15 protein-coding genes are annotated in these 20,298 nt (G+C 39.1%); 10 read left to right on the top strand and 5 right to left on the bottom strand.

Annotated elements, in window-relative coordinates:
• Nucleotides 1-63: 63 nt before the first annotated feature.
• The 4 genes from coaBC to B6A32_RS00825 all read left to right on the top strand — a co-directional run bounded on the left by coaBC (nucleotide 64) and on the right by B6A32_RS00825 (nucleotide 4,416).
• The gene (gene coaBC / locus B6A32_RS00840; RefSeq protein ID WP_085300873.1) at nucleotides 64-1,293 is read left to right on the top strand and encodes a bifunctional phosphopantothenoylcysteine decarboxylase/phosphopantothenate--cysteine ligase CoaBC; all 1,230 of its coding nucleotides are present in this window, start codon (nucleotides 64-66) and stop codon (nucleotides 1,291-1,293) included.
• Between the two features lie 156 nt (nucleotides 1,294-1,449).
• The gene (gene slmA / locus B6A32_RS00835; RefSeq protein ID WP_085300872.1) at nucleotides 1,450-2,034 is read left to right on the top strand and encodes a nucleoid occlusion factor SlmA; all 585 of its coding nucleotides are present in this window, start codon (nucleotides 1,450-1,452) and stop codon (nucleotides 2,032-2,034) included.
• A 60-nt stretch (nucleotides 2,035-2,094) separates the two neighbouring features.
• Nucleotides 2,095-3,567: an aminoacyl-histidine dipeptidase gene (locus B6A32_RS00830; protein WP_085300871.1), complete on the top strand. Its 1,473-nt coding sequence runs from the start codon at nucleotides 2,095-2,097 to the stop codon at nucleotides 3,565-3,567.
• A gap of 189 nt (nucleotides 3,568-3,756) precedes the next feature.
• On the top strand, nucleotides 3,757-4,416 hold the full coding sequence (locus tag B6A32_RS00825; RefSeq protein ID WP_085300870.1) for a response regulator: 660 nt from the start codon (nucleotides 3,757-3,759) through the stop codon (nucleotides 4,414-4,416).
• A 285-nt stretch (nucleotides 4,417-4,701) separates the two neighbouring features.
• Here B6A32_RS00825 and B6A32_RS00820 read toward each other — a convergent pair whose 3' ends face one another.
• The 4 genes from B6A32_RS00820 to B6A32_RS00805 form a co-directional block, all read right to left on the bottom strand.
• Entirely contained in the window at nucleotides 4,702-8,142 is a 3,441-nt protein-coding gene (locus tag B6A32_RS00820) for a hybrid sensor histidine kinase/response regulator (protein WP_085300869.1), read from the bottom strand.
• Between the two features lie 94 nt (nucleotides 8,143-8,236).
• On the bottom strand, nucleotides 8,237-8,677 hold the full coding sequence (locus tag B6A32_RS00815; protein WP_085300868.1) for a hypothetical protein: 441 nt from the start codon (nucleotides 8,675-8,677) through the stop codon (nucleotides 8,237-8,239).
• 162 nt (nucleotides 8,678-8,839) lie between these two features.
• Complete coding sequence (locus B6A32_RS00810; protein ID WP_085300867.1) at nucleotides 8,840-10,579, bottom strand: sodium:solute symporter family protein; 1,740 nt, start codon at nucleotides 10,577-10,579, stop codon at nucleotides 8,840-8,842.
• Nucleotides 10,579-10,830 (bottom strand): DUF4212 domain-containing protein, encoded by a 252-nt coding sequence (locus B6A32_RS00805; protein WP_085300866.1) that lies wholly within the window; start codon nucleotides 10,828-10,830, stop codon nucleotides 10,579-10,581. The genes B6A32_RS00810 and B6A32_RS00805 overlap by 1 nt, the downstream gene beginning before the upstream one ends.
• A gap of 313 nt (nucleotides 10,831-11,143) precedes the next feature.
• On the opposite strand from B6A32_RS00805, the gene B6A32_RS00800 reads away from it, so the two are divergent.
• The 6 genes from B6A32_RS00800 (at nucleotide 11,144) to B6A32_RS00775 (ending at nucleotide 19,476) form a co-directional block, all read left to right on the top strand.
• On the top strand, nucleotides 11,144-12,991 hold the full coding sequence (locus tag B6A32_RS00800; protein ID WP_085300865.1) for a putative nucleotidyltransferase substrate binding domain-containing protein: 1,848 nt from the start codon (nucleotides 11,144-11,146) through the stop codon (nucleotides 12,989-12,991).
• A 14-nt stretch (nucleotides 12,992-13,005) separates the two neighbouring features.
• Nucleotides 13,006-13,704: an exonuclease domain-containing protein gene (locus B6A32_RS00795; protein WP_198946857.1), complete on the top strand. Its 699-nt coding sequence runs from the start codon at nucleotides 13,006-13,008 to the stop codon at nucleotides 13,702-13,704.
• Nucleotides 13,705-13,803: 99 nt separating this feature from the next.
• Nucleotides 13,804-14,040, top strand: a complete 237-nt coding sequence (locus B6A32_RS00790) for an RNA recognition motif domain-containing protein (RefSeq protein WP_085300864.1) — start codon at nucleotides 13,804-13,806, stop codon at nucleotides 14,038-14,040.
• A 385-nt stretch (nucleotides 14,041-14,425) separates the two neighbouring features.
• Nucleotides 14,426-15,601, top strand: coding sequence for an efflux RND transporter periplasmic adaptor subunit (locus tag B6A32_RS00785; protein ID WP_085300863.1), 1,176 nt, complete (start codon nucleotides 14,426-14,428; stop codon nucleotides 15,599-15,601).
• 11 nt (nucleotides 15,602-15,612) lie between these two features.
• Nucleotides 15,613-18,765 carry an efflux RND transporter permease subunit gene (locus B6A32_RS00780; protein ID WP_085300862.1) on the top strand — a complete coding sequence of 1,051 codons (3,153 nt, stop codon included), beginning with the start codon at nucleotides 15,613-15,615 and terminating at the stop codon, nucleotides 18,763-18,765.
• A 78-nt stretch (nucleotides 18,766-18,843) separates the two neighbouring features.
• Entirely contained in the window at nucleotides 18,844-19,476 is a 633-nt protein-coding gene (locus B6A32_RS00775) for a TetR/AcrR family transcriptional regulator (RefSeq protein WP_085300861.1), read from the top strand.
• 28 nt (nucleotides 19,477-19,504) lie between these two features.
• Here the strand turns inward: B6A32_RS00775 and B6A32_RS00770 are convergent, their stop codons facing one another.
• Entirely contained in the window at nucleotides 19,505-20,206 is a 702-nt protein-coding gene (locus B6A32_RS00770; protein ID WP_085300860.1) for a DUF2982 domain-containing protein, read from the bottom strand.
• Nucleotides 20,207-20,298 lie beyond the last annotated feature (92 nt).

The raw sequence follows: 20,298 nt of genomic DNA, 5'->3' as shown, positions 1-20,298 counted from the left end.
TTTTAAATAAAGCGCGAATAATGCTATCTTATCGCCCATTGTCGTTATTAAGATTAGCAGCTTATGCAGATTCTTCAGGGTAAAAAAATTCTCTTGGGTATTAGTGGTGGTATTGCCGCTTACAAAACGCCTGAACTTGTTCGCCGATTAAAAGAAAAAGGTGCCGATGTTCGCGTGGTTATGACAGAAGGCGCTAAAGCCTTTATTACACCTTTAACCTTGCAAGCGGTTTCAGCTAATGCAGTTTCTGACAGCTTATTGGATACGCAAGCAGAATTAGCTATGGGCCATATTGAGTTGGCAAAATGGGCAGACTTTATTTTAATTGCCCCTGCAACCGCAGATATAATCGCTAAAATTGCTGCAGGCATGGCGAATGATTTATTAACCACACTTTGCTTGGCAACAGCCGCGCCAATAGCGATAGCGCCAGCAATGAATCAACAAATGTGGCATAGCCAAGCAACCCAAAAAAATATTAATACCTTAACTGCTTGGCAATACACATTATTCGGCCCTGGAGCAGGAGAGCAAGCTTGTGGCGATGTAGGTTTAGGTCGCATGCTAGATGTACCAGAATTAGTAGATCTAACCTGCCAAGCTATTGCAGCGGGTAATAACAATACTTCTGTTGAACAAAAACCTTTAACAGGTCAAAAGTGGGTAATTACTGCTGGACCCACTCGTGAAGCTATTGACCCTGTGCGTTACATTTCTAATCACAGTTCAGGAAAAATGGGTTTTGCTATTGCTGCAGCAGCCCAAGAACTTGGCGCTGAAGTGACTATAATTTCTGGCCCTGTAAATTTAACGACACCGCTAAATTGCAAAAAAATCGCCGTTAACAGCGCCATTGAAATGCATCAACAAGCGCTAACTTATGCTCCAACATCTGATGTTTTTGTTGCATGTGCTGCGGTAGCTGATTACCGCATTGATAATATCGCGAATGAAAAAATTAAAAAGTCGCAAGATACCATGCAACTTAATTTAATCAAAAATCCTGACATTGTTGCTGATGTTGCAGCACTAGAGAATAAGCCGTTTACCGTAGGTTTTGCTGCTGAAACACAAGATGTAAAACATTACGCACAAGACAAGTTAGCTCGCAAGAATCTTGATATGATAGCCGCTAACAATGTTGCCACAGTGGGACAAGGGTTTAATAGTGACAACAATGCGTTAACAGTTTTTACGCCTAATAATGAAAAAGAGTTATCTTTAATGAATAAAAGTGAACTTGCTAAACAATTAGTTCAATATATTCATCAAACATTACTGGGTTCTCAATAATAAAGTTAATCTTATTGGATTTATTTTATTATTGAATATCAGCTAACTAACGCTATACAATCACGCTAATCTTTCAGTTGTCATATTGCGCCGATGTATTTATTAATTCGGTAAATATGGCAACTGAAAACATAATAAAAATAGAGAATCAGTTTTATGCCGGCGACTCAAAAACCTAATCGTAAACAACAAATTTTAGAATGCCTTGCGCACATGTTACAAACTAGCGCAGGACAAAGAATTACTACGGCAAAACTTGCCGCTGAAGTAGGCGTTTCTGAAGCCGCACTTTATCGCCACTTTCCTTCAAAGGCGCGTATGTTTGAAGGATTAATAGAGTTTATCGAAGAATCAATTTTTTCACGTGTAAATTTAATCTTAACAGATCACAAAGAAGCCCTTGTTCGCTGCCACCATATTCTGCATGTTTTACTGATTTTTGCAGAGCGTAATCCTGGTATGTGCCGTATTCTAGCGGGTGACGCTTTAATGGGTGAAAACGAACGTTTACGCGCCCGCGTAAATCAATTTTTTGAAAAGCTTGAGTCGCAATTTAAACAAGTACTTCGTGAGCGTAAATTGCGCGAAGGTAAAGGTTTTACTATTTCAGAATTAGCCCTAGCTAATATTTTAATGGCTTTTGCTGAAGGTAAAATTAACCAATATGTTCGTTCAAACTTTACCAAAAAGCCAAGTACTGACTTTAACGAGCAATGGCAATTTTTAATGGCTGATAAATAACTTAACTATTTACCATAGTGTCAGTCACTCTGCTTAACACCAAACAATAAAGGAACTTCATTGAGCACCTTAGCACAACTACAGCCAAAAAAATTATGGCAAATATTTGATACCATTTGTAGCATTCCACACCCTTCAAAACACGAACAAAAAATATCACTTTGGATCCAAACTTGGGCGACCGAACAAGGGCTGAGTGTGAAAGAAGATGCTGTAGGAAACTTAATTATTAAGAAACCTGCTACCGATGGCTTAGAGAATAAAAAAGGCGTTATTTTACAGGCCCACATGGATATGGTGCCGCAAAAAAATGCCGATAAAGTACATGACTTTCTCACCGACCCTATTAAACCCTATATTATCACGGAAGCCGATGGCGACTGGGTTACAGCAGAAGGTACTACATTAGGTGCAGATAACGGCATTGGTCTTTCATCTGCACTTGCTGTATTGGCTAGCGATGATATTGCCCATGGCCCATTAGAAGTTCTAGTCACCATCGATGAAGAAGCCGGTATGACGGGTGCTTTTGGTCTAGAAGCCGGTTGGCTTGATGGTGAGTTACTGATCAATACCGACTCAGAGCAAGAAGGTGAAATCTATATGGGTTGCGCCGGCGGTATTGATGGCGAAGCGACTTTTGCCATTAAGTATGAAGATGTTACAGATGAAGTTGAATCATTTAACTTATCTATTTCGGGCTTAAAAGGAGGCCATTCTGGTGTGGATATTCATACCGGACGTGCAAATGCTAATAAGCTACTTGTCAGGTTTTTACTCGACGCTAGCCAAGCATTAGATATACGTTTAACCGAACTCAATGGCGGAAGTTTACGCAACGCGATCCCACGAGAAGCTGATGCTAGTTTCGTTATTGATCGTGCAAAGGTACCGGCACTAAAAGAAAAGTTATCTGAATACTTAGCCACCATTAATCAGTCTCTGGGTGCTATCGAAACCGATATCGAGATGTTATTAATATCTCCTGAAACTTTTGACGAGTGTTGGACCAGTACAACTCAACATACTATTTTACGTGCGCTTAATGCTTGTCCAAATGGCGTGCTACGTATGAGCGATGATATTGAAGGTATTGTTGAAACGTCTTTAAACTTAGGTGTTATGCGCAGTAAAGGTAATAAGTTTGTTGCCATGACGCTAATTCGCAGCTTGCATGACGATGGCCGACAAGAAGCGCAAACCATGGTGCAGTCTGTATTTGAACTAGCAGGCGCAAACATTGCTTTTTCTGGGGCATACCCTGGTTGGAAGCCAGATACAAATTCAGCATTAATGCAAACGGTGCGTAATACCTATCAGTCTTTGTTTAATAAAGTACCTGAAATTATGGTTATTCATGCCGGTTTAGAATGTGGTTTATTTAAAACTGCCTATCCAAATTGGGATATGGTGTCATTTGGACCTACAATTAAATTTCCACATTCTCCGGATGAAAAAGTACAGATTGCAACCGTAGAGCAATATTGGCAATTATTAATAGCGGTACTGGCAAATATTCCTGATAAAGCATAGCGGTAACACTAGTATATTGATGTCTTAGCTTAATTAGCGCAGCGACTTTTCAGTAACATAGACTATGATTAATACCAGTTTAAATGTTTTTTTAAACTGGTATTATTTTTTTACTAGGCTAAAGTCTAATAAAAAATTAACGTTTATTGGTCTACGATAGGATCGGGGAACTTTTAAGGAAACAATAATATGATTCAGCCAGAAAAAATTATAATAGCTGACGATCACCCACTATTTAGGCAAGCACTACTAGGCACACTAAAATTAAAGCTCACGCAAACCCACTGGCTAGAAGCACAAACCATTGCAGAGCTCGAACAACAACTTAGCGATAATAATGACAGTGATTTATTGTTACTCGATTTACATATTCCCGGCGCTCATGGTTTTAACACTTTGATCCATGTACGTAATCACTTCCCACAAATACCCGTTGTGGTGGTATCAGCCCATGAAGATCACGATACCATTCATAAATCTATGGGTTACGGAGCTTCAGGTTTTATTCCTAAGTCTACGCCAGTAGACGATATCTACAATGCTATTCAACAAGTATTGCTAGGGAATATTTGGACACCGGAAGCGTATAGTCAATCATCACCTATGCAAGACAATAACGATATAGCTGAACGTGTTGCAAGTCTAACGCAACAACAATATCGAATTTTAATGATGTTTGCTCAAGGCATGCTCAATAAACAAATAGCTTATGATTTACATGTTTCTGAAGCGACAATTAAAGCACACGCAACGGCTATATTTCGTAAACTCGATGTGCGTAATCGTACCCAAGCGGTTATTGCAATTGCACAACTTGATATTAACGACGTACAACTACAAGACTGTTAATAATCCCTCAAAAAACATTGAATTAATTTTTTAACTTAGTTCAATGTAAGGCGATTATTGCAAATAACCTGAACGCTAGATAAGCAGCACTTGCTCAACCCTTCTTTTTAACCCATTATCTGCGTTAAAACGTCGATAAATAGCGCGCTATCCATCAACGTTTTGCCTTGGAAATGGCAGAAAATGAAGCATTGGTGGCTATTCGTGATGTTCACCTTGCTATAGCATTGACTTTACCACTTAAGCTTTTTATTCACTTGAGTATTAAGTACTCATTATTCAGTGTCAGGTTAAATACTTCGCTTGTAACTTCTTCGTTAACATCGAGCTCATCATCGCCCTAAGCGCTGCAGGCTTGATTAACTTCCGCATAAAGCCAATATCAGCAGCTAAAGTTTTCTCTTCTAAGTCGCTATCAGTGGTCGCGGTAATTAAAATGGCAGGCACGTAATGTCGACTCATTTTTCTCAATTTAGCAATTAAAGCAATGCCGTTATAGTTAGCGTCAAGTTGATAATCAACTAACAAAATTTCAATATCGTTTTTATGAATATCATACAATGAAAGCGCCTGTTGATAAGAATCTGCCGCTAATACATTACAATCCCAAGCGGTTAACAGTTCAACCATGCCGTTTAATACATCAGGGTCGTTATCAATACACATGACCGTCACATCTCTCAAGCCTATATTCGCTTTCGGTTTTACCGCTAAAACTTCTTGTTGTTCTTGCGCTCTTTCAACGTTAATTGAGAACTTACAACCTAGACCAACTTGAGAAATTAAGGCTAAAGGGTGATCTAACAGTTGCGCTAAACTTTGGGTAATATTTAACCCTAAACCTAGCCCGCCAGCAGATGAATTTTGTTGATTTTCTAGTTGCGTAAACTGTTCAAAAACTAATGTTTGTTTATCCTCAGGAATACCTGGACCGTTATCAAGTACTTGAATATCAACGTTACCACCTTTGGCTCTTGCTCCTAATAACACTTTACCTGGGCTCGCATATCGAAACGCATTACCGATTAAATTTTGCAGTATCCGACGTAATAAACTTCTGTCTGAGCGTAGCCACAGACTATTGTTACAATGCACTCTAAACTCAATATCGAGATCAACAGCACTGGCAGAAAACTCTTTAGCAAGATCATCAAACAGAGATTTTACTGAAAACCTACTGATTTTAGGCTTAATATTACCACTTTCAATACGTGCGATTTCAGCAAGATCTGCCACTAAGTCATTTGCAACTTTCAGTGAATGATCTATGTTATCTACCTGCCGTTGCTGAGTAGCCGTTAAGTTTCCTTGACTCGATAATGCCGAAGTAAATAAACGTGCTGCCTCTAATGGTTGCATTAAGTCGTGGCTACATGCTTTTAAATATAAACTTTTTTTAACATGTGCTTGTTCAGCTTTCTCACGTGCTAATGCTAAAGCATCATTGGTTTGTTCTAGTTTTTGTGTCCGCTCAAGTACCCGTGTTTCTAAATCAACATTCGCTTCTTTCAAACCTTTTTCTGCTTGACGATAAGCGGTTATATCGGAGAACAACATAACAAAACCACCACCTGGTAGCGGATTACCTTCAATACGAATAACTCGGCCATCGCTATGTTCGCGTTCAGAGCTATGTGGACTACCATTACGCAAATGCTCAAGGCGTTTATTTACTTGCTCTTCAACTTTACCAACACCGCATAAGCCACGTACCACGTTAAAGCGAATTAAATCACTGATCGGGCTACCTTGGTAAATAAGTTCACTAGGGTAGGAAAATAAATCAATATATTTTTTATTCCAAGCAACAAGATTTAATTCACTATCGACAATAGAAATGCCCTCACTGGCGTTTTCAATAGCACTTTGTAATAAGTCTTGGCTATATTGTTGACGCTGGCTTGATGCTTCTTCTACCAATACGGCTATTTCATCTAAAGCAATATCACGCCCTTCTAATGCCGATGATAAAACTAAACGTGCTGACGAAGCCCCCATAACACTTGCTAACGTGTTTTCAGTGTGCTGCAGCAATTTCTGGTTATAGGCAACATGACTCATTTTGGCTTTGTCTATCGAACGTTGAAATTGCTTAAAACTCGTGATGGTTTTTTTCTCACCAACAAATCGAGAAACTAATAATTCCAACTCTAGATAATTAATTTGTTTGTTGCGCTGCAGCTGTAATGCTTTTGGTGCTTGATACTCCATAAATAACGAGGCTTGCATACGCTCTTGTACACTTTGACGACTAACATGTGAAAGTAACCACATCGCAATAATATTAACAGAGAGTGACAATAAGCTTGCCATTGAATTGGCGGGTAAAAAGCTGCCTTCAAATGGGTGCGGGTAAACACCAAACTGAGGAATAAAGTTCAGAGTAAGCCATGCAGAAAACCCAATAGCGATACCGCCATAAACGGCTGTTAATGTTGCTCTGCGCCAGTAAAAAGCAGCAACTAAAGCGGGTGTTAATTGCGCAAAAGCACCAAATGCTATTTCACCTAACGAGCTCAAGGTATCTGGCGATGCCATTAGAAATACGCTGTAACCTAATAAAATAACAAATAAGACTAAGACTTTACGAATGGTTAATAACCGTAAGCGAAATTTGTCATAATCAGTATCATGACTTTTATTTGCGCGATACAGCCAAGGGAAAACAATCTCATTACTGAGCATGGTACTCAAAGCAATAGAAGAAATAATAACCATTGAACTAGCTGCAGAAATCGCACCTAAGAAGGTAAATAGTGTTAACCAAGGTTGTTGTTGGTACCAAGGTAAAAACAATACATAAGCGTCAGACGGAACCGTATCTCCGAGCAATAAATCGCCTGCCAATCCTAGGGGTACAGCAAAAACAGCAAAAACTAATAAATAAAGAGGGAAAATACGGCGACTCAACCAAGTATCTTTCTCATCTTTTAGCTCAACCACCATCACTTGAAATTGACGAGGTAAAGATAGGAATGCTGCCATTGTGATCACTAACATGGCGAACATTGACATTACATTTGGGAAACTCAGTTGTTGATCAAGTTGTAGACTTACCGATGAGCGGCGCCAAAGCTCCATAGGCGAATCAAACAATACATAAGTGACAAAAAAACCGACCGCGATAAAAGCAAATAGCTTCACTAAAGACTCAAAAGCAATAGCAAGCATAACACCTGGGTGGCGCTCCGTAACATCGATATTTCGTACACCAAAGACAATAGTAAAACCAGCCAAAACTAAACTGACCACTAAACCGAAATGCCAATTGGCGAGACTTTGCTCTGCTTGTAATTGTTGAAAGGTATAAACAATCGCTTTTAATTGCAGCGCAATGTAAGGCATAGTGCCAATTAACGCCACAATGGTGACTAAGATAGCTAAATTATGTGATTTACCAAAGCGTGCTGCTAATAAGTCAGCAATTGAAGTGAGGTTGAGCTTTAAACTTACCCGTATAATGCGTTGAATAAAGGGCCAGGCAAAAATAAAAAGTAATATTGGCCCTAAATATATTGGTAAATGAGAAATAAAGTTATTAGATGCTTGCCCGGGAGTGCCTAAAAAACTCCAAGACGTACAATACACGCCAAGCGTTAAGGCATAAATTATCGCTTGGCTTTTACGCAATAATTTATGTCGATACTTATCCCCAATATAGGCAATAAAAAACAGCAAACCTATATAAGCAAAACTTAAGCCCGCTAATTGCCAATTTGGAAACATTGAATTTCTCTATAACTTAAATGGTGTGTTTTAACATACGATTATATTAATTTATTTACGTCTGTCATTAAACTTGTCATGCGAAGGTTAATGGCTACTGTATAGTTTGAGTATAAAATTCAGCAATATATTGTCCGCCTTTTATATTCGCTATTACCCGTAATTTTTGCTTATCACTGTTACCTGACATTTTGTTTCGCAAAGGCGTTGGACTCTTCCAATAATATGCATTGTCAATCATACCTAATGGGTATGCATTGACTTGCTTATCGTTATCAACGATAAAGAATGTTGCGCTGTCGAGCGGGAATGTTGAATTTAACGTAGTCGTTCCTGCTTCATCATATATATTGACTTCAAATTCACCTGATTTCAAAATACATTTTTTATTAATAACATCACAATGACCAAAAGGCACCATATTAAATACCCTTTCTTGATCCGCTTTATTTTCAAGATAAAAATCTGACGCTATGTAGCCACCCAAAATAAGAAACGGTGCCACCATTAAAGCTACTTTTGTATGACGATTCATGATCATCCTCTTTAATATTCAATTGTAAACGTTATGCTGTAGCACTATAAGTAGTGCCGATAATACAAAGCCGATTCGCTTTAAGTCCTCCCTAAATCAGAAAAATTAAAGGCCCCAAAGTGGAGCCTTTATTCATTGAATATACAATTCCATTACTTGTTATTAATGGTCATGTGCTGCCGAAACCCCACCATGTGGCGTACGGAAGTTTTCAACTAATTGTTGAATATGCGCAGGTGCTGGACCGGTAAATTTCAACACAGTAAATGCTACCGCAAAGTTAACAACCGCACCAACTGAACCAAAGGCATTTGGAGAAATACCAAAGAACCAGTTAGGACCCATATCTCCTAAGAATGAAGTACCTGGGATAAACATAATACCTTTATGTTGGAATACATAAAGCATAGTTACACCGATACCTGAAATCATACCAGCAACGGCTGCTTTTCCACTCATTTTCTTAGCGAATATACCCATCATTAGTGCAGGGAATATTGACGACGCTGCCAAACCAAAGGCCAGTGCAACCGTACCAGCGGCAAAGCCAGGCGGATTTAAACCTAGCCAACCAGCCACCAATACCGATATTGTCATCACAATACGACCAGCCATTAACTCATTCTTCTCTGTTAAATCGGGCGTTAATATACCTTTCATTAAATCATGAGAAATTGAGGATGATATGGCCAATAATAAACCAGCAGCCGTAGACAATGCAGCAGCTAAACCACCCGCAGCAACTAAAGCTATTACCCAGTTAGGTAGGTTAGCAATTGCAGGGTTAGCCAATACCATAATGTCGCGGTCAACTTTAATCATTTCATTGGTTTCTTTATCAGCAGTGTACTGAATTTTACCATCGCCATTTTTTTCTTCATATTGTAATAGACCGGTATTTTCCCAATCTTTAAACCACTGAGGACGCTCAGCATATTCAAGATTTTGACCTGCTACTGGTTCAATGGTGTTCATTAAGTTTAAACGAGCCATAGCGCCAACTGCAGGAGCAACGGTATATAACAAAGCAATAAATACTAAGGCGTAACCGGCTGATTGACGTGCTGCTTTAACTGAAGGAACTGTGAAGAAGCGCATAATAACGTGCGGTAAACCTGCAGTACCAATCATCAGAGATAAGGTATAAGCAAACATGTTTACTGTGCCGCCCATGTTATCAGTGGTGTATTCTTTAAAGCCTAAATCTGTAACCACCATATCTAACTTATCAAGTAAGTAAACACCACTACCGTCAGCTAAAGTAGAACCTAAACCTAATTGTGGAATTGGGTTACCCGTTAACTGCAATGAAATAAACACGGCTGGAATGGTGTAAGCAAAAATCAATACACAGTACTGAGCAATTTGCGTGTAAGTAATACCTTTCATACCACCTAATACTGCATAAACCCAAACAACGAACATACCGATGTAAAGACCTAAATCGTAGTCAACTTCTAAGAAGCGAGAGAAAGCAACACCTACCCCCTTCATTTGACCGATAATGTAAGTTAATGAAGCAATAATTAAACAAACAACCGCGACTATACGAGCCGTTTTTGAATAATAACGATCATATATAAATTCAGGTACGGTAAATTTACCGTGTTTGCGCATGTAAGGTGCAAGTAGCATGGCTAATAATACATAACCACCGGTCCAACCCATTAGGAATACAGAGCCCCCGTAACCTAAGAATGAGATCATACCGGCCATTGAGATAAATGACGCAGCACTCATCCAATCGGCACCAATAGCCATACCATTTTGCATAGGTGTTACACCACCACCAGCCACATAAAAATCACTTGTTGAGCCAGCACGTGCCCACCAAGCTATACCGAAATAAATAGCGAAAGAACCAAATACGGCAATGTATGTATAAATCTTTAACTCATCCATTATGATTCCTCCACGTTATATTTTTTATCAAGGTCGTTCATTTTCTTGGTATACCAAAAAACTAAACCGACAAATGTGTAAATCGAACCTTGTTGTGCAAACCAGAAACCTAGTTTGTACCCACCCAATCGAATCTCATTTAATGGCTCTACAAGCAATAAGCCAAAGCCAAACGAAACTACAAACCAGACAGCAAGACATATAAATATTAGGCGCAGATTCTCTGTCCAATATGTTGCATTACCTTCCATCATTCTCTCCTAGCAATTATTCTTATCAAACATAATCAGCTTAATAAGCACAGCGTTTTATGATTTTTATACGCTATATACCAAATTGATTTTCAATCGGTATTACCTGTTGTTTAAGAGAGGTTGACTATTAATTCGACCCGCTGGTAAAACCAACATTGGATAAATGAATACTTAACCTACTCTAAGTTACACACTAGCAATATTATTTCAGCGCTTATATTAAACTTTAGTCTAGAACGCGATTCTAACGGTTGACTTAAGTCACACAATTCCCCTAAATACAGTAAGTGTATTTACTTGGGATATTGTTATGGACTCAGCATTAAGTGAAATCAGCGAATTTATTCAAGCGATTCCTCCTTTGGACTTATTGCCGAGTAATATCATTGAGCAAATAGTAAAAGAGATCAGCATTAGTTATGTTCGTCGCGGCCAATCACTGTCAGCCACAAACAATGAAGAAGCGAATATCTACATACTTCGCAAGGGTGCTTTAAGTTACTTTAGCGAAGATGAAAAGTTATTAGCAAAGTATAGTGAAGGGGAGATATGTTCGGCTTTTTGTTTGAGTCAACATAGGCATACACCCCCAAATATTGCTTCAGATGAAGATACCTTACTCTATGGGATTAATTACAATAATTTTCAGCAATTAATTAAAGAGTATCCTGATGTAATCGCCTACTTTCAACACACTTCAGAGCAAAGACTGAATAAAAAAATGTTGCAAGTAAATGAAGAAGCAATAGTAAACTCGTCCTTATTGAATAGCCCAATTGATAATTTTTATCACAGCCCTGTAGTAACGATTAGTCCGAATAAAACGATTCAACAAGCAGCTATTTTGATGACCGAACAAGGCTTTTCTTGTTTAGTAGTTGCTGATAATGAACATCCATTAGGCATAGTCACCGATAAAGACATTCGTCGTCGATGTGTGGCGCAAGGGTTAAGTATAAAACAACCCGTTAGTGCAATTATGACGGACGATATGACCACCATAGATATTAATAGCACCGCTTACGATGCGTTAATGAAAATGACACAAAAACATATACATCACTTACCCGTGACTGCTAATAACCAACTTAAAGGCATGGTTACCGTCACCGACTTAATGAATAATGAAGGACAAAATGCCGTTAACATTACCAGCGTTATTCATAAAGCAACCTCTGTAGGCGAGCTAACTGAAATAAGTAGCATGATTCCTAAGCTACAAATTCGTATGGCTAAATTAGGCACTACTGCTGATCATGTGGGTAAGAGTATTAGCGCTATTACCATGGCATTTACTATTCGTTTGATAGAAATGGCTGAAAAACTGTTAGGTCCTCCTCCCGTACCTTATGCATGGTTAGCTGCAGGGTCTCAAGCGCGGCAAGAGCAATTTGCGCACTCAGACCAAGACAACGCCTTGATCATATCTAACGACCTAAAACCAGAGCATGGCTATTGGTTTAAAGACCTTGCTACGTTTGTATCTGATGGCTTAGCTGCTTGTGGGTTTATTTACTGCCCAGGTAATGTCATGGCCACAAACCCACAATGGTGTAAAACCCAAAAACAATGGTCACAATATTTTTTTCAATGGATAAACACACCAGAGCCAAAAGCCTTAATGCATTGCAGCACTTTTTTTGACTTAACCACCGTTTATGGCGATAACCAATTATTAGAAAAAGTGCGAACGAAGATGTTGAAAACCACTAAAAGCAGTACGCTCTTTATCGCTCACTTATCACGTAATGCCTTAAATTTAAGGCCACCATTGGGCTTTTTTCGTGACTTCGTTTTAAAGCAAAATGGCGAAAATAAAGCAACACTAGATTTAAAGCATAATGGTATTGCGCCGATTGTTGACCTTGCGCGTATTTATGCTTTATCAGAAGGAATTTCTTCTGTTAATACCATAGAACGACTAAAGCAAGCAGCAGGCACACCTTCATTATCAACAGCATCGGCAGCAAATCTTGTTGATGCATTTGAGTTTCTCAGTATGTTGCGCATGGTTAATCAAGCCGATAAATTACAACAAGGGCTACAGCCGAATAATTATTTATCGCCAAAAGATATTTCAAAGCTTGAACGAGAACATTTAAAAGACGCTTTTAAAGTGATCAAAACCATGCAAGACAGCCGACAATCCACTTACTAAAAACAGTACTTATTATGTTAAACCATCATCCACTAATGCGTTGGCTAATCGGCTACGAAGCGCAACGAAAACGCATGTTAGCGCGCGCCCCAAAGGGGCCATTACATGACTTTCTTAGCGTGCCTTTTCCTTTGCTTTACACACCCGTTGACCAAATACCGATATTAGCAGTAGATTTTGAAACCACGGGCTTAGATGCTATTCAAGACAAGCTACTCAGTGTTGGTTGTGTTGAGTTAATTCAAAGACAAATTAAAATTGGCACAAGCTATCATCAAATCATTCAAACTCAAGGGAGTTTAAAAGCAGATAATGTCACTATTCATCAAATTACTGATGACCAGAAAGATCAAGGTAAACCTTTAGCTGAAGTGGTTGCTGCGCTACTTAAAATGCTAGCCGGCAAAGTCATGCTAGTGCATTTTGCTCGTATTGAGCGGCAATTTTTACAGCAAGCATGTATCGAGCTATATGGTATGGCGCCGGTATTTCCAATAATTGATACTTTAGTTATTGCAAAAAAGAAGCTTGATAAACGCGATGTGGCTTATGACCCTTCAGAGTTAAGGCTTTCAGCTTTGCGCGCAAAGTACCAATTACCAAATCACTATGCCCATAATGCCTTAAATGATGCCATTGCTACCGCTGAGTTATTGTTAGCACAAACGAGTAAAAAAAATGAAGATTTAACGCTTCAACAATTGATTTTATAACTCAAGCTAACGCCTTATTTTTGCTAAATACAAAAATAGCTTGGTCTTGAGCAAAACTATGAGATAATTGACACTGCAATCACATACCTATGGTCAATTATGAAACTTTTAGTTCGCAACCTTTCTCGTTCAACGACTGAACAAGAACTCCGTATTTTATTTTCTGCTCACGGCAACGTAACTGAATGTACTTTAGTTTTGGACCAAGCAACCGCAAAATCAAAAGGTTTTGGCTTTGTTGAAATGCCAAATGAAAAAGAAGCTAAAGACGCTTTAAAAAACCTTCATGAAACCAAAGTTTCAAATAATAAAATTCGCGTTAAAATCGCACAATAATTTGTCACTTTGATAGAAAATAAAAACCAGCATTAAGCTGGTTTTTTTGTCTCTAGGGTTTGTCATCCTTACCCCTATAAATGATAAACAATCTCTTATGCGCTAGGCTTCAAAACCAGCTCAAAATAGCGCATAGAAATCGGTTGTTTTTAACCATAAAAATTAACATTTCTTATCGCTAGACTTAACCCATTATGTACCTACAAGCCTTATCACAATTGCTCTGATGAATGATAAAAAGCTAAATGTTTCATGAAAAGTGTCATGTTTGTTTCATAAGTGTAATGTTTTGTAAAAAAGCACTTATTAAATTTCTTCTTACATAAAATTCGCTTAGAATGATCGTTCATTCTACATTCTATATTTAAAATTAAAGGTATTTAACATGTTGCGTTCTCGTATCGCTTTATCTCTATTTTCAGCCCTTGTTGCTCTGGTTGCTTTAACAGGTTGTGAACAAGCGACTGGACAGCCACAAGCTTCAGGTCCTCAAGCCGTTCCCGTTGGTGTTATTACTTTAAAAAGCCAAGCGCTTACGCTAAAAAAAGAATTACCTGGGCGTATTAATGCCTTTCAAATCGCGGAAATTCGTCCTCAAGTCAGTGGTATTGTTCAATCTCGCTTATTTACCGAAGGCAAGCGCGTAGAAAAAGGCGAGTCACTTTATCAAATTAATCCTGATACTTTTAAAGCACAACTAGCCGTAAGTGAGGCAGCAGTTGCAAGTGCGCAAGCGAGTATTGCAAGCAGTAAATCTAAAGCGACTCGTTTCAAGGAATTATTAAAAATTCAAGCCGTTAGCCAGTTAGATTTTGATGAAGCAGATGCAGCATATAAACAAGCACTAGCTGCTTTGCTTACCGCCAAAGCGCAACTTCAAACAGCGCAAATCAACCTCGACTACAGTCATGTTTCGTCGCCTATTAGTGGCCAAATCAGTAAATCAAGTGTCACCGTTGGTGCTTTAGTTAGTGCAAATCAAAGCACTGCGCTAGCAACAGTTACCCAGCTTGACCCTATTTATGTTGATTTAACACAATCGAGCAATGAGCTTACAAGACTCAAGAAAGCATTGGCAACAGGTGCCTTAACAGTAGATGCTGCAAACCAAACAGACGTTGAATTAACTATGGAAGATGGTTCAGTTTACCCGCATAAAGGCACTTTACAGTTCTCTGAAGTAACAGTTGACCCAAGCACAGGTTCAGTAACCTTACGTGCACAATTTCCTAACCCAGAAAACTTTTTACTTCCAGGTATGTACGCTCGCGCCTCTATTGTTGAAGGTGTTGTCAGCGATGCTATTTTAGTACCGCAGCGTGGTGTCAGCCGAAATTCTAAAGGTGAGCCAACAGCTATGGTGGTAAATAAAGATAACAAAGTAGAAAGCCGTGTTTTACAAGTTGATAGAACCATTGGCTCAAATTGGTTGGTTACCAATGGCATAAAAGCTGGCGAAAAGTTAATTATTGAAGGCTTACAGAAAATTCGACCTGGCAGTGCAGTGGCTCCTGAAGAAGCAGAGTCGACTTTACATTCTACAACTAACAAAGCGCAATAACGGAGTATTCAATGTCACGATTTTTCATCGACCGACCTATATTTGCTTGGGTACTTGCTATAGTTGTCATGCTAGCAGGGGTTTTAGCGATTAATGGTTTACCGGTTGCACAATATCCTTCAATTGCGCCACCTGCTATTAGTATTTCAGCTAACTACCCAGGAGCATCAGCAAAAACACTAGAAGACTCGGTAACCCAAGTTATTGAACAGAAAATGAAAGGGCTTGATGGTTTACTTTATATGTCGTCAACGTCTGAATCTAGCGGTTCAGCAACGCTTACGCTTACTTTTAGTGCTGATACCGACCCAGATATTGCCCAAGTTCAAGTGCAAAATAAATTAGCTACAGCAACACCATTACTGCCAGAAGAAGTACAACGTCAAGGCGTAGTGGTAGCAAAATCTGCCCGTAACTTTTTATTAGTGGTTGGTTTTGCCTCTCAAGATGGCAGCATGAGCAATATCGATATTGGTGATTATGTCTCTTCAAATATACAAGACATAGTCTCACGAGTTAATGGCGTTGGTGAAGTGCAGCTCTTTGGTTCACAATATGCGATGCGTATTTGGCTAGATCCCGCCAAGTTACAAGACTTTAATTTAAACCCTGCCGACATAAGTGCGGCAATAAGTGCACAAAATGCCCAAGTTTCTGCCGGTCAATTGGGCGGAATGCCGTCTGTTGAAGGTCAACAACTTAATGCCACCGTTACCGCACAAAGCCGTTTACAAACGCCAGAACAATTTAGAAATATCTTTGTTAAAACCAATAGCGATGGCTCTGTAGTACGTCTTGAAGATGTTGCTAAGGTCGAGCTTGGTGGTGAAAATTACGGTGTAGTAGCACGTTTCAATGGTAAGCCTGCATCAGGCTTAGGGGTTAAGTTAGCCAGTGGTGCTAATGCGCTTGATACCGCTGCTGGTGTTAAAAAAGCATTAGCCGAATTACAGCCGTTTTTTCCTGAGGGCTTAGTATCTGTTGTACCCTATGACACGACACCTTTTGTGGCTTTGTCTATCGAAAAAGTTGTTCACACCCTAATTGAAGCGGTTGTTTTAGTATTTGTAGTTATGTACCTATTTTTACAAAACTTTCGTGCGACACTTATTCCTACAATAGCAGTACCGGTTGTACTTCTGGGTACCGTTGGTATTTTATTCGCTTTTGGTTATTCAATTAATACCTTAACAATGTTTGCTATGGTATTAGCCATAGGCTTGCTCGTTGATGATGCGATTGTTGTTGTAGAAAATGTTGAGCGCTTAATGACTGATGAAAAGCTCTCTGCGCTAGAAGCAACTCGAAAATCCATGGATGAAATTAAAGGTGCTTTAGTGGGTATCGCCATGGTGCTATCTGCTGTATTTATTCCAATGGCATTTTTTAGTGGTTCTACGGGTGTTATTTATAGACAGTTCTCTATTACGCTGGTATCAGCCATGGGGCTTTCAGTATTAGTTGCTCTTATATTAACGCCTGCATTATGTGCAACGTTATTAAAACCAAGCCATGTGCACAACAACAAAACCTTAATAGGTAAGTTCTTTTCAGGCTTTAACCGCGGATTTGATAAAACTAATGCCGGCGCACAAAGCTTTGTTTCTAGAATGATCAACCACTCTAAACGTTATTTAATTATTTATGCCATGATTGTTGGCGGCATGGTCTATGTTTTTTCAAGCTTACCTACCGCTTTTTTACCCGATGAAGATCAGGGGCTCTTATTCAACCAAGTTATGTTACCTGCTGGTTCAACTACCCAAGAGACACTAGAGGTAGTCAAAAAAGTAGAAAATCATTACTTAAATGAACAGTCAGAAGCTGTAAAAGGTATCTTTACCGTTACTGGTTTCAGCTTTGCGGGCTCAGGGCAAAACTCAGCTATTGGTTTTGTTAGTTTAAAGCATTGGGATGAGCGACAACGCGACGACCTGTCAGTTTGGGCGGTTGCAGGCAAAGGTATGCAATTTTTCTCAACGATTAAAGAAGCATTTGTTTTTGCCTTCCCACCACCTGCTATCGTTGAATTAGGTACCGCAAACGGCTTTAATATGTTTTTACAAGACCGTGTTGGTCTTGGTCACGAGGAACTTTTAAGCGCTCGAAATCAATTATTGGGCTTGGCAGGTCAAAGTAAGATTTTAGCAGGTGTACGTCCTAACGGGCAGGAAGACATGCCTGAGCTGAAACTTGATATAGACCTTGCAAAAGCGCAAGCCCTTGGTGTATCACAAAGTACCATTAATAGTACGCTTTCTACCGCTTGGGGTAGTAGTTACGTTAACGACTTTATCGACCGTGGCCGTGTTAAAAAAGTATATCTTCAAGGTAGTGCAGAATCTCGTATGGTGCCCGAAGATCTTAATAAATGGTATGTGCGAAATAATCTTGGTGATATGGTGCCTTTCTCTGCATTTGCGAGCTCTTATTGGTCTTATGGCTCTCCACGTTTAGAAAGATATAATGGATTTGCTTCAATGGAAATTCAAGGTAGTGCCGCGCCTGGTTATAGTACGGGTCAAGCCATGGACGAAATGGAACGATTGGTTAATCAACTGCCTCAAGGTTTTGCTTCTGAGTGGACAGGCATTTCATTTCAAGAACGCTCAAGCGGTGGACAAGCGCCACTGTTATACGGTCTTTCATTACTGTTTGTATTCTTATGTTTAGCCGCACTATATGAAAGTTGGTCTGTACCCTTTGCCGTTATGTTGATTGTACCTTTGGGTATATTTGGTGCCATCATGGCAGCTTTTGGTGGCGGCTTATCAAACGATATTTACTTACAAGTAGGCTTGTTAACTACCATAGGTTTAGCGTCGAAAAATGCGATATTAATTGTTGAATTTGCTATTCATCAAATGGAAGAAGAAGGCCTAGAACTTGTTGATGCAGCCATTGCCGCTGTTAGACTTCGTTTGCGTCCTATTTTAATGACATCAATGGCCTTTATTTGTGGTGTATTACCACTAGCTATTGCATCAAGTGCCGGTTCAGGTGCCCAGAATGCCCTAGGTATTTCAATTATTGGTGGCACACTGGCATCGTCAATTTTAGTGGTGGTGTTTGTACCCGTATTTTTCGTTATTGTTCGTCGAATATTCCCAGCTACAACTAATGACAGCAATGATAAAGCGGCACTTGAAACTAAAGCACCTTAATAACCTACTTAAATTTATTTTAAGTAGCACTTAAATATGGTTTTTATCGGGCCAATAGGCTCGATAAAGGAAATTTAAATGAAAACAAAAAAATACGCAGATCCTGCACTCGCTAAAGCACGCCGCGAACAAGTACTAAGTGCAGCCGCTGAATGCTTTCATCGTAAAGGTTATCACGGTGCAGGAATGGCCGAAATATCACGCACTGCCGGTATGAGTGCTGGACATATTTATAATTACTTCGATAGTAAAGAAGCGATTATTGAAAGTATTATTGAGCAAGATATGGAAGAAATGTTTTCTATCTTTCAACAATTTGAAGATCATCCAAGTGATGTGCTCACTGCACTTTTAGATGGATTAAATATGGGTGTATCACGACATATGGATACAGGCTCATGTGTCATAAATTTAGATATGATGGCCGAAGCTAATAGAAATTACAAAGTGGCTACACTCTTACGTGAGTGTGATTTAAAAGCCAGAACTCGCATGAGGCAATTGTTAATTAGTGATAGAAGTGTGTTAAAAAACCAACCGGAAGAAGAGATTGAAAGTCGCATTAACGTTATTTTTTCTGTGATGGCAGGGTTATTACTGCGAAAAGTGTTACACCCAGAACTTACTGAAGAAACGGTTCTTATCGCGCTTCGACCAGCAATGAGAACCTTACTTATGCCATTTGAACAAGCGCAATTAAAAGCACAGTAAACTTTCACTCAATAGCTAAATAGCTTATTTAGCTTGTTTGTTTAGGTGCTGAGTAATAATCTTGTTTCGCATGTTGTAAATAATGGTTCGATAAGACCACAAAATCATCAATTGAGCTATTTAAACTACTCGCTGAAATAAACAAATGCGCGCCAAGTGCTTGGTGCAATATTTCACAATGATGTAAGAAACCTGCCAAAGGCCCTTTTATCACTTCACCGGTTGTTAACCGATAAGGCTCAAAATTTAATACCCCTTGCTCCATGGTAATAAGTTGCTGCTTTATGCAATAGTGAATAAGCGGCTTTTGTTCGTGAATCATTCGATTGGCTAATCGTAACGATATATTACTCGCAAGTGCATCTACAGAGTATAATTTAATCCCAACGTAATTCAGCTCTTGTCGCTCAATGCCAACGGTATTAGTGACACTATGAATATGTCGAATGTGTTGCCATTTAAGCTTCCAGCGTCCATGTCGATGATAAAACGTTAACGTTTCAGGTGCTAATATTAAGCTATGCTGAGGTTCTGCAAGTTTTAATAAGCCAATAAAAATAGTTACCAAGCAAGTTAACACCATAAACATCAGCACAAACCTAGCTTGGTGCCAATAATTAAAACAAAAACCTAGCACAATAACTAACGCAATAAGCCCCAGCAAGGTAATAAACAAACCATGATGACGAGCGATAGCTTTAATTTTTCTGGTGGTAATAGTCGTTGTCATGGCCACTTGCTGTTAGTTAAATAATTTGTGTATTTAATATTTGTGCATATTTTTTTGTTTAGTATATACTCAGCGCGTTTTCGCTACTAAGC

The sequence above is a fragment of the Colwellia polaris genome (assembly GCF_002104515.1).
Taxonomy (GTDB): domain Bacteria; phylum Pseudomonadota; class Gammaproteobacteria; order Enterobacterales; family Alteromonadaceae; genus Cognaticolwellia; species Cognaticolwellia polaris.
Note: the sequence above shows the minus strand (reverse complement) of the source record. Positions and strands in the feature narration are given on the sequence as shown.

Excerpts from the sequence above, each read along its gene's own strand:
- B6A32_RS00820 (WP_085300869.1), bottom strand. The coding sequence starts at position 8,142 with ATGTTTCCAAATTGGCAATTAGCGGGCTTAAGTTTTGCTTATATAGGT.
- B6A32_RS00800 (WP_085300865.1), top strand. The coding sequence starts at position 11,144 with ATGGACTCAGCATTAAGTGAAATCAGCGAATTTATTCAAGCGATTCCT.
- B6A32_RS00775 (WP_085300861.1), top strand. The coding sequence starts at position 18,844 with ATGAAAACAAAAAAATACGCAGATCCTGCACTCGCTAAAGCACGCCGC.
- B6A32_RS00785 (WP_085300863.1), top strand. The coding sequence starts at position 14,426 with ATGTTGCGTTCTCGTATCGCTTTATCTCTATTTTCAGCCCTTGTTGCT.
- slmA (WP_085300872.1), top strand. The coding sequence starts at position 1,450 with ATGCCGGCGACTCAAAAACCTAATCGTAAACAACAAATTTTAGAATGC.
- B6A32_RS00780 (WP_085300862.1), top strand. The coding sequence starts at position 15,613 with ATGTCACGATTTTTCATCGACCGACCTATATTTGCTTGGGTACTTGCT.
- B6A32_RS00815 (WP_085300868.1), bottom strand. The coding sequence starts at position 8,677 with ATGAATCGTCATACAAAAGTAGCTTTAATGGTGGCACCGTTTCTTATT.
- B6A32_RS00805 (WP_085300866.1), bottom strand. The coding sequence starts at position 10,830 with ATGGAAGGTAATGCAACATATTGGACAGAGAATCTGCGCCTAATATTT.
- B6A32_RS00770 (WP_085300860.1), bottom strand. The coding sequence starts at position 20,206 with ATGACAACGACTATTACCACCAGAAAAATTAAAGCTATCGCTCGTCAT.
- coaBC (WP_085300873.1), top strand. The coding sequence starts at position 64 with ATGCAGATTCTTCAGGGTAAAAAAATTCTCTTGGGTATTAGTGGTGGT.
- B6A32_RS00810 (WP_085300867.1), bottom strand. The coding sequence starts at position 10,579 with ATGGATGAGTTAAAGATTTATACATACATTGCCGTATTTGGTTCTTTC.
- B6A32_RS00795 (WP_198946857.1), top strand. The coding sequence starts at position 13,006 with ATGTTAAACCATCATCCACTAATGCGTTGGCTAATCGGCTACGAAGCG.
- B6A32_RS00825 (WP_085300870.1), top strand. The coding sequence starts at position 3,757 with ATGATTCAGCCAGAAAAAATTATAATAGCTGACGATCACCCACTATTT.
- B6A32_RS00790 (WP_085300864.1), top strand. The coding sequence starts at position 13,804 with ATGAAACTTTTAGTTCGCAACCTTTCTCGTTCAACGACTGAACAAGAA.